This is a genomic window from Streptantibioticus silvisoli (assembly GCF_027947535.2).
Lineage (GTDB): Bacteria > Actinomycetota > Actinomycetes > Streptomycetales > Streptomycetaceae > Streptantibioticus_C > Streptantibioticus_C silvisoli.
Map to the genome: position 1 here is coordinate 38280 of NZ_JAAGKO020000032.1, position 13746 is coordinate 52025.

The window sequence follows — 13746 nt, forward strand, 5'->3', positions numbered from 1 at the left end:
TTCTAGGGTCCGCGCACCGGGAGCGGATAGGTGAGCTTCCCTACAGGGCCCCGGCTATGCTCATCTGCGCACCGCTCCCCGCCGCGGTAGGGGGCGGCCCACTGGCCGGTACCCCGAAAGGCATGTTCCGTGACGCTCAAGCTCACCGTGATCGGCACCGGCTACCTCGGTGCGACGCATGCCGCGGCCATGGCGGAGCTGGGCTTCGAGGTGCTGGCGCTCGACATCGACCCGGCGAAGATCGCCACCTTGACGGCCGGCCACGGCCCGATGTTCGAACCCGGCCTCGACGAGCTGCTGGCCCGGCACGTGGCCGGCATCGACGGCTCCAGCGGCCGGCTGCGCTTCACCACCTCCTGGCAGGAGGTCGCCGACTTCGGCGACGTGCACTTCGTCTGCGTCAACACCCCGCAGAAGCGCGGCGAGTACGCGTGCGACATGTCCTACGTCGACGCCGCGTTCGAGTCGCTGGCGCCGCTGCTGACCCGGCCGGCCCTGGTGGTCGGCAAGTCCACGGTGCCGGTCGGCAGCGCGGACCGGCTCGCCGCCCGGCTGGCCGAGCTGGCCCCGGCCGGCGCGGCGGCCGAGCTGGCGTGGAACCCGGAGTTCCTGCGCGAGGGCTACGCCGTCCAGGACACCCTGCACCCGGACCGCATCGTGGTCGGCGTGCGCAGCGAGCGCGCCGAGGCCCTGCTGCGCGAGGTGTACGCCGTTCCGGTGGCCGGCGGCAGCCCGTTCGTGGTGGCCGACTACCCGACCGCGGAGCTGGTGAAGAACGCGGCGAACTCCTTCCTGTCCACCAAGATCTCCTTCATCAACGCGATGGCCGAGGTCTGCGAGGCGGCCGGCGGCGACGTGGTCAAGCTCGCCGAGGCCCTCGGGCACGACGAGCGCATCGGCCCGAAGTTCCTGCGGGCCGGCATCGGCTTCGGCGGCGGCTGCCTGCCCAAGGACATCCGCGCCTTCATGGCCCGGGCCGGTGAGCTGGGCGCCGACCAGGCGCTGACCTTCCTGCGCGAGGTCGACTCCATCAACATGCGGCGCCGCGGCCACATGGTCGAGCTGGCCCGCGCGGCCTGCGGCGGCGGCTTCCTCGGCAAGCGGATCGCGGTCCTGGGCGCCACCTTCAAGCCGGACAGCGACGACGTGCGCGACTCCCCCGCGCTCAACGTCGCCGGGCAGATACACCTCCAGGGTGCCCAGGTCACCGTCTACGACCCCAAGGGCATGGAGAACGCCGCGAAGGTCTTCCCCACCCTGGGCTACGCCCCGACCGCGCTGGAGGCGGTCCGCGACGCCCACCTGGTGCTCCACCTGACCGAGTGGCGCGAGTTCCGCGAGCTGGACCCCGCCGAGCTGGCCGACGCCGTCGCCGACCGCGTCGTCCTCGACGGCCGCAACGCCCTCGACCCGGCCCTGTGGCGCAAGGCCGGCTGGACGTTCCGCGCCCTCGGGCGGCCGAACGCGTGACCGGAGCGGCCGCGGCTCCGGGAGTGCGAACGGCGGGACCGCGGGGCTGCCCGCGGTCCCGCCGTTCGCGTCCCTCAACAGCGGCGCCGAACTACCGCGCCGGGCCGTCCAGTTGGTCGATCGTCGCGTTGGACGGGCCGCGCCGGGCGCTCAGTTCGGCGGCGACGGACTCCGCGTCGCGCAGGACGCGGACCGCGTTGCGCCAGGTGAGCTTGGCGAGGTCGGCGTCGGACCAGTGGCGGTCGAGGAGTTCGGCGACCAGCCGCGGGTAGCCGGAGACGTCGTCGAGGCCGGCCGGCAGGAAGGCGGTGCCGTCGTAGTCGCCGCCGACGCCGATGTGGTCGACGCCGGCCACCTCGCGCAGGTGGTCGAGGTGGTCGGCGACCGTGGAGACGGTGGCGACCGGGCGGGGGCGGGCCGCCTCGTACTCGCGCTGGACCCGCATCGCCTCCGGGGTGGTGGCGAGGTGGTGCAGGCCGTGGGCGCGCATGTTCTCGTCGGCCGCCCGGGTCCACTCGATGGCGGCCGGCAGGATGAACTTCGGCACGAACGTGGCCATCGCCACGCCGCCGTTGCCGGGCAGCGCGGCCAGCACGTCGTCCGGGATGTTGCGCGGGTGGTCGCAGACCGCGCGGGCGGAGGAGTGCGAGAAGATCACCGGCGCCTCGCTGACCCGCAGCGCGTCGCGCATCGTGGCGGGCGCCACGTGGCTCAGGTCGACGAGCACGCCGGTCCGGTTCATCTCCCGGACCACCTCCTCGCCGAACGCGGTCAGCCCGTCCGCCTTCGGCTCGTCGGTCGCGGAGTCCGCCCACGGCACGTTGTCGTTGTGGGTCAGCGTCATGTACCGCACGCCGAGCGCGTGCAGTGAACGCAGCGTCGCCAGCGAGCAGTTGATGGAGTGGCCGCCTTCGGCGCCCATCAGCGAGGCGATCCGGCCCTCGGCGCGGGCGGTCTCCATGTCGTCGGCGGTCAGGGCGAGTTTCAGGTCCGCGGGGTAACGGTCCGTCAACTGCCGTACGACGTCGATCTGTTCGAGGGTGGCGCTGACCGCGTCGTCGCCGGCCAGCTCGCAGGAGACGTAGACCGACCAGAACTGCGCGCCGACCCCGCCGGCCCGCAGCCGGGGGATGTCGGTGTGCAGGCAGGCGGACTGGTCGGTGGCGATGTCGAGCCGGTCGAGGTCGTAGCGGACCTGTTCGCGCAGCGCCCACGGCAGGTCGTTGTGGCCGTCGACCACCGGGTGGGCGGCGAGCAGTTCGCGGGCCCGGGTCAGTCGCTGTTCGCTGGACACGAGGGCACTCACTTTCCGTTGAAGCCGAAACCCGCGTCCGGCAGGCCCGCCCTGGCGCGCAGCCGCCGGCCCTTCTCGGTGGCCTGGGCGTTCAGCTCCTGCTGGAAACGCGCCATGCGGTCGGCGAGTTCGGGGTCGAAGGCGCCCAGGATGCGCACCGCGAGCAGCCCGGCGTTGCGGGCGCCGGCCACCGAGACGGTGGCGACCGGGACGCCGGCCGGCATCTGCACGATGGACAGCAGCGAGTCCATGCCGTCGAGGTACTTCAGCGGCACCGGCACCCCGATGACCGGGAGCGTGGTGACGGAGGCCAGCATGCCCGGCAGGTGGGCGGCGCCGCCCGCGCCGGCGATGACCGCCTTCAGGCCGCGGCCGGCCGCCTGCTCGCCGTAGGCGACCATCTCGCGCGGCATGCGGTGCGCGGAGACCACGTCGACCTCGTAGGGCACCTCGAACTCGGCCAGCGCGGTGGCCGCGGCCTCCATCACCGGCCAGTCCGAGTCGGAGCCCATCACGATGCCGACCAGCGGCTGGTTACCCGTCACTGTCACTCCTCGATCACTGCGGGTTCATTCCTGGATGGTCCCGCGCAGGTAGTCCGCGGCGTGCCGGGCGCGGTCGCGCACGTCGGCGAGGTCGTCGCCGGCCACGTTGACATGGCCGACCTTACGGCCGGGCTTGACGTCCTTGCCGTACATGTGGATCTTCAGGCCGGGGTCGCGGGCCATGCAGTGCAGGTAGCCGAAGTACATGTCGGGGTAGTCGCCGCCGAGCACGTTGGCCATCACCGTCCACGGCGCGCGCGGGCGCGGGTCGCCGAGCGGCAGGTCCAGCACGGCGCGCAGGTGGTTCTCGAACTGCGAGGTGACCGAGCCGTCCTGCGTCCAGTGGCCGCTGTTGTGCGGGCGCATCGCGAGTTCGTTGACCAGCACCCGGCCGTCGGTGGTTTCGAACAGTTCGACGGCGAGGTGGCCGGTGACCCCGAGTTCGGCGGCGATCCGCAGCGCGAGGTCCTGCGCGTGCGCGGACCGTTCGGGGTCCAGGCCGGGCGCCGGGGCGATCACGGTGTCGCAGACCCCGCCGACCTGCACCGACTCCACCACCGGGTAGGCGACGGCCTGGCCGTGCGGGGAGCGCACCACGTTGGCGGCGAGTTCCCGGACGAAGTCGACCTTCTCCTCGGCCAGCACCGGCACCCCGGCCCGGAACGGCTCGGCGGCCTCCTGCTCGCCGCGCACCACCCACACGCCCTTGCCGTCGTATCCGCCGCGGACCGTCTTCAGCACCACCGGGTACCCGTCGCCCTCGGCGGCGAAGGCGGTCACGTCGGCCGGGCCGGTGACGATGCGGTGCCGCGGGCACGGGACGCCGATGGCGGTGAGCCGGGCGCGCATGACGCCCTTGTCCTGGGCGTGCACCAGCGCGTCCGGGCCGGGGCGCACCACGACGCCGTCGGCCTGCAGGGCGCGCAGGTGCTCGGTGGGCACGTGTTCGTGGTCGAAGGTGACGACGTCGCAACCGCGGGCGAACGCACGCAGCGTCTCCAGGTCGCGGTAGTCGCCGACCACCACGTCGGCCGCCACCAGCGCGGCGGAGTCGCGCGGGCCGTCGCTGAGCAGCTTGAACTGGACGCCGAGCGGGATACCCGCCTGATGGGTCATCCGGGCGAGCTGGCCTCCGCCCACCATGCCGACTACCGGGAAAGTCACCCCCACAGGGTATCGGCCGCCGGCCCGGCCGCGGGCCGCGCCCCCGCCCCGGCCGGTCCCCCGCCGCCCCCGACCGGTTCCCGGGCCGGTCGCCGGACCGGTCGCCGGACCGGGAGGAACGTACCGGGCGCCGCCCCGGGACTTCGGAGGATCACCCGGCGGGTGCGCGGGGCCACCGAACGGAATAATGGGAATTTCATGCCCGCGGGCGAACCTCGCCCGTCGCTCACTCGTCAGTATTCGTGGACGGACCGGCCCGATGCGCGGACGGACCGGCCCGGCGCCTCCCCGCGCCGCCCCCCGCGCCGCCCGGGGCGACCGTTCCCGACAGGCGGCCGCTCGTCAGCGGTGGTTAGCATGAAGCCCCGGGGAACAGCCGAACGGCCCAACGACACCGTCCACACCCCCGACAGAAGGTCCAGCGACATCATGAGTCGACTCAGTGCCCTGCACGCCCGCGCGAGGCTCCTCTACCGGGAGATCGCCAAGTTCGGTGTGGTGGGCATCGCGGGGATCGGCGTCAACCTCCTGATCTTCAACGTGCTGCGCTGGACCACCGGTCTTCAGCCCGTGCGGGCCAGCGTCATAGCGACCGTGGTCTCGATCGTCTTCAACTACGTGGGGTTCCGGTACTTCACCTACCGTGACCGCGACCGCGGCGGCCGGGGCCGCGAGATCGGGCTGTTCACGTTCTTCAGCCTGATCGGCGCCCTGATCGAGAACGGCGTGCTCTACGTGGCCACCTACGGGATGCACTGGGACAGCACGCTGTCCAACAACGTCTTCAAGTTCCTCGGCATCGGCATCGCCACGCTGTTCCGCTTCTGGTCCTACCGCACCTGGGTGTTCCGCACGCTGGACGGCGCGGCGACCGAGCAGGCCGAGGCGATCCTCACCGACGCCGAGCGCGGCGCGCAGATCCGTCCGGGACGGCCCCGCCCGTAAGGCCCGGCGCCTGCCCGTACGGTCCGGCGCTCCCCCGTAAGACCCGGCGCCTGCTCAGCGCACCGGAGGGCGGTCCTCGCCAGGGCCGCCCTTCGGCGCGTCCGGGCCGTTCTCGCGGCCCTGGAGGCCCTCACGGGCCAGGAAGAGGGCGAAGACCGGCGGGCGCTGCTGGAGCAGTTCCAGCCGACCGCCGTCGGCCTCGGCGAGGTCGCGGGCGACGGCCAGGCCCAGGCCGGTGGAGTTGCGGCCGCTGACCGTGCGCTCGAAGACCCGGGAGCCGAGGTCGGGCGGCACGCCCTGGCCCTCGTCGGTGACCTCGGCGACCGCCTGGTTGCCGGTGACCCGGGTGTGGATCACCACCGATCCGGCGCCGTGCATGAGGGAGTTCTCGATCAGGGTGGCCAGCACCTGGGCGACGGCGCCCGGGGTGCCGACGGCGCGCAGGCCGCGCGTTCCGGAGCGGGAGATGCCGCGGCCCTCGCCGCGGTAGGCCGGGCGCCACTCCTCCAGCTGCTGCTTGATGACCTCGTCGAGGTCGAAGGCGACCGCCGAACCGGAGCGCGCGTCACGGGAGTTGGTCAGCAGCCGTTCGACGACGTCGGTGAGCCGCTCGACCTGGCTGAGCGCGATCGTCGCTTCCTCCTCCACGGTGTCGTGGTCGTCGGTGGCGATGATCTCCTCCAGCCGCATCGACAGCGCGGTGAGCGGGGTGCGCAGCTGGTGGGAGGCGTCGGCGGCCAGCCGGCGTTCGGCGGTGAGCATCTTGGCGATGCGTTCCGCGCTGGAGTCCAGCACGTCGGCGACCCGGTCCAGCTCCGGCACCCCGTAGCGGCGGTGCCGGGGCCGGGGGTCGCCGGAGCCGAGGCGTTCTGCGGTGCCGGCCAGGTCGATCAGCGGTGCCGCCAGCCGCCGGGCCTGCTGGACGGCGAGCACCACGGCGGCGGCGATGGCCAGCAGGGCGACCGCCAGAATGACCAGCAGGGTGCGGCCTATCTGCTGGCTGACGACGGTGCGCGACTCGAGCACCATGGCGCTCTCGCCGTGCGCGCCGGTGCGGGTGGCGGAGATGACCTGGCCCGCCGGCCGGGTGCCCAGGTGGATCGGCGCCTGGCCCGGCACCGTGATGACGGCGTACCGGTCGTGGTCGATCTGCCGGGCCAGGGCGCGGGCGGAGACCTTCTCCCCGGCCGCGATGCGGTTCTCCACCACGCCGACCAGCTGGACGGCGTCGGACTGCACGCTCTCGCGCGCGCTGGACTCGATCGTGCGGCTCTCGACGATGACCAGGGAGATGCCGAAGACGGCGATCACCACCAGGACCACGGCGAGGGTGGAGTTGATCAGACGCCGACGCATCGCGGCCGGACGGTCAGTTCTTCTCGAAGCGGAAGCCGACGCCACGCACCGTGGAGATGTACCGCGGGTTGGCCGCGTCGTCGCCGAGCTTCTTGCGCAGCCAGGAGATGTGCATGTCGAGGGTCTTGGTGGACGACCACCAGGTGGTGTCCCACACCTCGCGCATCAGCTGGTCGCGGGTGACGACGCGCCCGGCGTCCCGCACCAGGACCCGCAGCAGGTCGAACTCCTTGGCGGTCAGGGACAGTTCGTCGTCGCCGATCCAGGCGCGGTGCGACTCCACGTCGATCCGGACGCCCTGGGTGGCGGGCTGGGCCTCGGTGCTGCCGCGGCGCAGCAGGGCCCGCACGCGGGCCAGCAGTTCGGCGAGGCGGAAGGGCTTGGTGACGTAGTCGTCGGCGCCGGCGTCGAGGCCGACCACCGTGTCGACCTCGTCGGCGCGGGCGGTCAGGACCAGGACCGGGAAGCCGTGGCCCTCGGTACGCAGCCGCCGGCACACCTCCAGGCCGTCCATGCCGGGCAGGCCGAGGTCCAGCACCAGCAGGTCCACGGCGCCCTGCAAACCGGCGTCCAGGGCGGTGGGTCCGTCTTCGCGCACCTCGACCTCGTATCCCTCACGGCGCAGCGCGCGCGCCAGTGGTTCCGAGATGGAGGCGTCGTCCTCGGCGAGCAGAACTCGGGTCATGGGCTGATGGTAGTCCGCGCGGCGTGACCTGGGGGCGCACGGGCGGCGGACCACCGGATGGAGTGGATCACCGGGGGCGCGCCGGCGGCCGATCCGGCTCGGGAAGCTTCCGGGCGCCCTGTGAAAGATCTCTCACATCACCCCCTAACGTGCCTTACCGGCCGTAAACGCCGCCATCGGTTCGTACTGTCGAGTGGTCCCCCGTGCATTCCGACCGGGGGACGGACCAGAACCTGTCGAGACCCGGCGAATCCCCCCGGCGAATCCCCCCACGAGAACGAGGACGCGTCCCCCGATGCCTTCCACCAGCCTGACCAAGGGCCTGACGGCGCCCGCGCCGCCCGCCGGCGGCCGGACCTTCTTCGGTCACCCGCGCGGACTGGCCACGCTGTTCATGACCGAGATGTGGGAGCGGTTCAGCTTCTACGGGATGCGCGCGCTGCTGGTGCTGTACCTGGTGGCGCCGGCCTCGCAGGGCGGTATGGCGATGAAGGCGGCCACCGCCGCGGCGCTGTACTCGGTCTACAACGCGACGGTCTACCTGCTGGCGATGCCGGGCGGCTGGATCGCGGACCGGCTGTGGGGACCGCGGCGCACGGTCGCGGTGGCCGGCGCGGTGATCATGACCGGGCACTTCCTGCTGGCGGTGCCGGTGCACGGCACGTTCTTCGCCGGCCTGGTGTTCATCGCGATCGGCTCCGGCCTGCTGAAGGCCAACATCTCCACGATGGTCGGCCACCTGTACCCGGACCGCAACGATCCGCGGCGCGACGGGGCGTTCACCATCTTCTACATGGGGATCAACCTGGGCGCGTTCGCCGCGCCGCTGGTGATCGGCACCGTGGGCCAGCAGGTCAACTGGCATCTGGGCTTCGCCCTGGCCGGTGTCGGCATGGCCATCGGGTTGACGCAGTACCTGCTGGGTTCGCGCCATCTGGCCCCGGAGAGCTCACGGGTGCCGACCCCGCTGCGCGGCGCGGAGCGGGTGGCGCTGGCCAAGCGGGCGGCGCTGTGGCTGGCGGCGGCCGCGGTCTTCTACGGCGCCGTGCTGTTCTCCGGCTCGTTCACCATCGAGTGGGTGCTGTGGCCGCTGTCACTGGCCGGGCTGGCGCTGCCCGCCTACTACTTCATCCGGATCCGGCGCGACCGGGACATCACCGCCGACGAACGGCGGAAGGTCACCGGCTACATCTGGTTCTTCCTGGCCGCCGCGGTCTTCTGGATGATCTACGACCAGTCCGGCTCCACGCTGACGGTCTTCGCCAGCGACGACACCGCCTCGTCGCTGTGGGGCATGCACTTCCCCAGCAGCTGGTTCCAGTCGCTCAACCCGCTGTACATCATGGCGCTGGCGCCGTTCGTGGCGATGCTGTGGGTGCGGCTGGGCCGGCGCAATCCGAGCACGACGGTGAAGTTCGCCTACGGCCTGATCGGCATCGGCGTCTCGTTCGGCGTGATGATGCTGGCGCAGGCCGCGGCCTCGGGCGGCACGAAGGTCTCGCCGCTGTGGCTGGCGGTGGTCTACCTGGTCCAGACGGTGGCGGAGCTGTGCCTGTCACCGGTGGGCCTGTCGGTGACCACGAAGCTGGCACCGGCGAAGTACGCCGGTCAGATGATGGGCCTGTGGTTCCTGGCGGTCACCGCGGGTGACTGCGTGGCCGCGCTGGTGCAGCTGATCGCCGGCGACGCCTTCCTGTCGCAGGCGTCCTTCGCGATCCAGGGCGTGGTCGTGGTGCTGGCCGGGGTGGCCGTGCTCGTCCTGCGCCGCCGGATCATCCCCCTCATGGGGGACGTGCGGTGACCCCTGCGGGGGGCTCGCCGGGGCGTGCGGTGACCCCGCCGGGGGTGCGGTGACCCCGCCGGGGGTGCGGTGAATCCGCCGGAGGTGACTCCCCGGGGCGTGGCGGTGACCCCGCCGGGGGCGTGAGGGCCGCGGGGGCGTGGCGGTGGATCCGTTGAGGGTGCGGGGGCTCGACGGGCCGTGCGGGGGCTCCGCAGGGGGCGGGGGCGCGGTGAATCAGCCGAGGGTGCGGGGCTTGCCCGGGCCGTGCGGGGGCTCACCCGGACGTGCGCGGGCCGTTACGAGGCCGTTCCGCCGACCCGCGAGGGCACCCCACCGGTCCTGCGGAAGACGTACGGCCGCGACCGGAGAGCGTGCGCCGACCACCCGGAGGGAGACGTGCGCCGCCCCCCGGAGAGGACATGCCCGTCGCAGGACGTCGGTCAGGCGGGCCAGGCGAGTTCGGCCCAGACCGTCTTGCCGGCGCTGTCGCGCGGCACCACGCCCCAGTCGAGGCAGAGCCGCTGCACGATGAACATGCCGTGGCCGCCGGGGCGGCCGGCCTGGTGCGGGGTGCGGGGGGTCGGCTCGCCGCTGCCGCCGTCGGAGACCTCGACCCGCAGCAGCTTCGGCGCCCGGTGCAGGCACAGGTCGTCCGGGCCGCCGCCGTGCAGGCAGGCGTTGGTCACCAGCTCGGAGACGACGAGGAGGATGTCCTCGGCGCACGCGCGGCGGTCGTCGGTCGTGGAGGGCAGCCACCCCCAGTCGTACATCGCCTGCCGGGTGAAGTCCCGGGCGAGCGGAACCACCCCTGCGGCATCGGCCAGCGTGATCCGGCGAGAGTGACCGGGCATGCCTGTCACCTCATCCTCAAGGGCCGCGGTACAGGACGGAACGCCGTGATCCCGCTCACGGTCGTCCGGCGCAAAAGGCCGGGTGGTGCTCATCAGCGCTTCACCTCACCGATGTCCGACTGATTCGAGATGTCTCCTGCCCGAGGGATCGCGTGTGACACCCATCGATTGCGACCGGCGCCTCGGCAGTGGCTGTCTCGCGGCGGCCCTGCTCCCGGCGGGTACCCCTCACCCGTCCAGCGCGGCGGTCAGCGTGTCGTGGACGGTGAAGACCGCCTCGGCACCGGTTATCTCGAAGACCCGGGCGACAATCGGCCGGAGCGCCGCGAGGTGCACCGCACCGCCCGCCGCGTCGGCCTTCAGTCGCGCGCCGAGCAGGACGTTCAGCCCGGTGGAGTCACAGAACTCCAGCTGCGAGCAGTCCACGACGAGCTTGACGTGTCCCTCGTCCAAGGCGGCTTCCATCGGCTCGCGGAGCAGATCCGCTGTGTGATGGTCCAGCTCGCCGACGGGTGTGAAGATCGCACAGTGATCTTGACGCCGCACGGCGACACTGAGACGGTCCCGGCCGGTAGTACCGACCACCCCGCGGTCCATGCGCATTCCTCCTGGTTGCCTGCGACTGCGCCTTCGAACCCTACGCTGTCCGTGCGACGTACGGTAGCCACCCTACGGGCCCGGTGGCCACGCGCGGTCGCCCCGGGGGCAGTACGGGCCGTGGCCGGGCGGCGCGAACGGGTCCACGACATGGCGAAGGCGTGACCGTGATCGCCACAGGTCCTTCACCGCGGGCTTGCCATGAACGGGTGAGAGCGGGTAGGGCTGAAACAAAGGTGTTCGCGAACGCCGGCCCAGCGGAACGCAGGAGGCCGGCGCGAGGGAGGAGATCATGACCCGGTCCGAAACGCAGACCGTACCCGCGCAGACCAAGGAAGAGGCGGCGGGGCTCGAAGGGCTCCCGGAGATCCCGCCGTTCGACGAGGTGGGCCCGGTCGACGCGAGGGCCCTGTCGAAGACGCTCTTCGCCCGGCTGGAGAAGCTGGAGGAAGGCACCCACGAACACGCCTACGTCCGCAACACCCTGGTCGAGCTGAACCTGGCGCTGGTGAAGTTCGCCGCCTCCCGCTTCCGTTCGCGCAGCGAGCCGATGGAGGACATCGTCCAGGTTGGAACGATCGGCCTGATCAAGGCGATCGACCGGTTCGAGCTGAGCCGCGGTGTGGAGTTCCCCACGTTCGCGATGCCGACGATCATCGGTGAGATCAAGCGGTTCTTCCGCGACACCTCCTGGTCGGTGCGGGTCCCGCGCCGCCTTCAGGAGCTGCGCCTGGACCTGGCCAAGGCCGGCGACGAGCTGGCGCAGAAGCTGGACCGCGCCCCGACCGTCGCCGAACTCGCCGAGCGCCTCGGCCTGGAGCGCGAGGACGTCGTCGAGGGCATGGTGGCGAGCAACGCCTACACCGCCAGCTCGCTGGACGCCCAGCCGGAGGAGGACGACTCCGAGGGCGCCCTGGCCGACCGCATCGGCTACGAGGACCACGGGCTGGAGGGCATCGAGAACCTGGAGTCCCTCAAGCCGCTGATCGCCGGCCTGACGCCGCGTGACCGGCAGATCCTGTCCCTGCGGTTCGTCGCCAACCTCACCCAGTCCGAGATCGGCGAGGAGCTGGGCATCTCCCAGATGCACGTCTCCCGCCTGCTGACCCGCACGCTGAACCGGCTGCGCCGCGGCCTGCTGACCGAGAGCTGACCCGCGGGCCGCATCCGCCGGCCACCACCGCGGTACCGCCTTTTCCGCAGGCGGGCACCACCAGCGCGAACACCGACCGAACGCCCCGCAGGGTCCGCCCTGCGGGGCGTTCGGGGTTTCCGGCCCGCTGGCGCACCGGTGGGGAGCTCCGCCGGCGGCGCGCGGTACGGGAGCCTTTCCGGGGGCCTCCTCCGGCGCCGTGCGCTACGGCGGCCGGTCCGCGCCGGTCACGCGCTCTCTTCGCCGGGTACGGCTGTCGGCGGCGGGCGCGGCTGACGGCGGGCGCGCTTCGGCGACGGTACGGGGGGCTTCGCCGGCGGCGTACCCGTACGGGAGCCTTCCGGGGGTTCCTCCGGCGCCGTGCGCTACGGCGGCTGTTCTGCGCCGGTCACGCGCTCTCCTCGCCGGGTACGGCTGTCGGCGGCGGGCGCGGCTGACAGCGGGCGCGCTTCGGCGACGGTACGGGGGGCTCCGCCGGCGGCGTACCCGTACGGGGGCCTTCCGGGGGTTCCTCCGGCGCCGCGCGGTACGACCGTCACACCGCGCGGCTGCGATCCCGGTCACACCCCGCAGACGCCCGCCCTCACACCGCGCCGCCGCGATCCCCGTCACACCGCGCCGGCGCCGTCCCGCCCGCGCCCGCGTCCCGGCGCGTCACACCGCCCGCGTCCCGGCGCGTCACACCGCCCGCGTCCCGGCACGCCAGACCGCGTCGACCAGCGGGACGCCGGGGCGGTAGGCGAGGTGGACGTGCGAGGGGGCGGCGAGCAGGGTCAGGTCGGCCCGGGCGCCGGGGGTGACGCGGCCCACGTCGGTGCGGCGCAGTGCCCGCGCGCCGCCCGCGGTGGCCGCCCAGAGCGCCTCGTCCGGTGTCATGCCCATCTCCCGTACGGCCAGCGCCACGCAGAACGGCATGGAGCTGGTGAACGACGAGCCGGGGTTGCAGTCGGTGGACAGCGCGACGGTGACGCCCGCGTCGAGCAGGCGGCGGGCGTCGGGGTAGGGCGAGCGGGTGGAGAACTCGGCGCCGGGCAGCAGGGTGGCCACCGTGCGGCCGGCGCTGTCGGCGAGCGCGGTGACGTCGTCGCCGGTCAGGTGGGTGCAGTGGTCGGCGGAGGCGGCGCCCAGCTCGACGGCCAGCCGGACGCCGGGGCCGGGGCCGAGCTGGTTGGCGTGCAGGCGCGGCACCAGGCCGCGGGCGGCGCCGGCGGTCAGGATGGCGCGGGCCTGGTCGCCGTCGAAGGCGCCGCGTTCGCAGAAGACGTCGATCCACCGGGCGTGCGGCGCGCAGGCGTCCAGCATCGGGCCGGTGACCAGGTCGACGTAGCCGGCCGGGTCGTCGGCGTACTCCGGCGCGACGATGTGGGCGCCGAGGAAGGTGACCTCGTCGGTGTGGCGGGCGGCGGCGCGCAGCGCGCGGGCCTCGTCCTCGACGGTCAGGCCGTAGCCGGACTTGGTCTCGACGGTCGTGGTGCCCTGGCGCAGCGCCTCGGCGGTGAACCGGGCGACGTTGGCCTCCAGTTCGGCGTCGGTGGCGGCCCGGGTGGCGGCGACGGTGGTGCGGATGCCGCCGGCGCTGTACGGGCGGCCCTCCATCCGGGCGTTGAACTCGGCGGTGCGGTCACCGGCGAAGACCAGATGGGAATGGGAGTCGACGAATCCGGGGATGAGTGCCCTGCCACCGGCGTCGAGGCGACTGTCGGTGGCGGGTGCTTTGCTTGTCGTGCCGACCCAGGCGACGCGGTCACCGTCGATGACGACGGCCGCGTCCTGAAGCAGGCCGAGAGGCCCCTGACCGAGGGAGGGATCGTTGGTGACCAGAGTGCCGATGCTGGTGATGGCCGTCGTCGTGGTGGCCGTGGTCGGGGTGGGCGGCTTCATCGCGGGCGGGCTCTCCTTCATC

Annotated in this window: 12 protein-coding genes; 4 read left to right on the forward strand and 8 right to left on the reverse strand. The window is 72.9% G+C overall.

Translation table 11 applies throughout. The features are described 5' to 3' along the window. Nucleotides 1–129: 129 nt before the first annotated feature. Nucleotides 130–1470 carry a UDP-glucose dehydrogenase family protein gene (locus POF43_RS21290; protein WP_271314510.1) on the forward strand — a complete coding sequence of 447 codons (1341 nt, stop codon included), beginning with the start codon at nucleotides 130–132 and terminating at the stop codon, nucleotides 1468–1470. Nucleotides 1471–1561: 91 nt separating this feature from the next. On the opposite strand, the gene POF43_RS21295 is transcribed toward POF43_RS21290, so the two are convergent. The 3 genes from POF43_RS21295 to POF43_RS21305 are packed head-to-tail and all read right to left on the reverse strand — an operon-like array spanning nucleotide 1562 to nucleotide 4452. After that, nucleotides 1562–2764, reverse strand: a complete 1203-nt coding sequence (locus POF43_RS21295) for a dipeptidase (protein ID WP_271314509.1) — start codon at nucleotides 2762–2764, stop codon at nucleotides 1562–1564. Between the two features lie 8 nt (nucleotides 2765–2772). After that, complete coding sequence (gene purE / locus POF43_RS21300; RefSeq protein WP_271314519.1) at nucleotides 2773–3276, reverse strand: 5-(carboxyamino)imidazole ribonucleotide mutase; 504 nt, start codon at nucleotides 3274–3276, stop codon at nucleotides 2773–2775. Between the two features lie 57 nt (nucleotides 3277–3333). After that, complete coding sequence (locus POF43_RS21305; RefSeq protein WP_372516097.1) at nucleotides 3334–4452, reverse strand: 5-(carboxyamino)imidazole ribonucleotide synthase; 1119 nt, start codon at nucleotides 4450–4452, stop codon at nucleotides 3334–3336. A 450-nt stretch (nucleotides 4453–4902) separates the two neighbouring features. Between POF43_RS21305 and POF43_RS21310 the strand changes: the two genes are divergently transcribed. Further along, a complete protein-coding gene (locus tag POF43_RS21310) occupies nucleotides 4903–5418 on the forward strand; it encodes a GtrA family protein (RefSeq protein ID WP_271315719.1) in 516 nt (171 codons plus the stop codon). Between the two features lie 54 nt (nucleotides 5419–5472). Here the strand turns inward: POF43_RS21310 and POF43_RS21315 are convergent, their stop codons facing one another. Continuing rightward, nucleotides 5473–6774, reverse strand: coding sequence for a sensor histidine kinase (locus tag POF43_RS21315; protein WP_271325102.1), 1302 nt, complete (start codon nucleotides 6772–6774; stop codon nucleotides 5473–5475). A 13-nt stretch (nucleotides 6775–6787) separates the two neighbouring features. Beyond that, nucleotides 6788–7459 (reverse strand): response regulator transcription factor, encoded by a 672-nt coding sequence (locus tag POF43_RS21320; RefSeq protein ID WP_271315721.1) that lies wholly within the window; start codon nucleotides 7457–7459, stop codon nucleotides 6788–6790. 295 nt (nucleotides 7460–7754) lie between these two features. On the opposite strand from POF43_RS21320, the gene POF43_RS21325 reads away from it, so the two are divergent. Beyond that, nucleotides 7755–9260 (forward strand): peptide MFS transporter, encoded by a 1506-nt coding sequence (locus POF43_RS21325; protein WP_271325101.1) that lies wholly within the window; start codon nucleotides 7755–7757, stop codon nucleotides 9258–9260. A 422-nt stretch (nucleotides 9261–9682) separates the two neighbouring features. On the opposite strand, the gene POF43_RS21330 is transcribed toward POF43_RS21325, so the two are convergent. After that, nucleotides 9683–10186 carry an ATP-binding protein gene (locus tag POF43_RS21330; protein WP_271323754.1) on the reverse strand — a complete coding sequence of 168 codons (504 nt, stop codon included), beginning with the start codon at nucleotides 10184–10186 and terminating at the stop codon, nucleotides 9683–9685. A gap of 135 nt (nucleotides 10187–10321) precedes the next feature. Further along, nucleotides 10322–10690, reverse strand: a complete 369-nt coding sequence (locus POF43_RS21335; protein WP_271315724.1) for an STAS domain-containing protein — start codon at nucleotides 10688–10690, stop codon at nucleotides 10322–10324. A 292-nt stretch (nucleotides 10691–10982) separates the two neighbouring features. On the opposite strand from POF43_RS21335, the gene POF43_RS21340 reads away from it, so the two are divergent. Further along, the gene (locus POF43_RS21340; RefSeq protein WP_271315725.1) at nucleotides 10983–11843 is read left to right on the forward strand and encodes an RNA polymerase sigma factor SigF; all 861 of its coding nucleotides are present in this window, start codon (nucleotides 10983–10985) and stop codon (nucleotides 11841–11843) included. A 678-nt stretch (nucleotides 11844–12521) separates the two neighbouring features. Here the strand turns inward: POF43_RS21340 and hutI are convergent. Next, complete coding sequence (gene hutI / locus POF43_RS21345; RefSeq protein WP_271315726.1) at nucleotides 12522–13724, reverse strand: imidazolonepropionase; 1203 nt, start codon at nucleotides 13722–13724, stop codon at nucleotides 12522–12524. Nucleotides 13725–13746 lie beyond the last annotated feature (22 nt).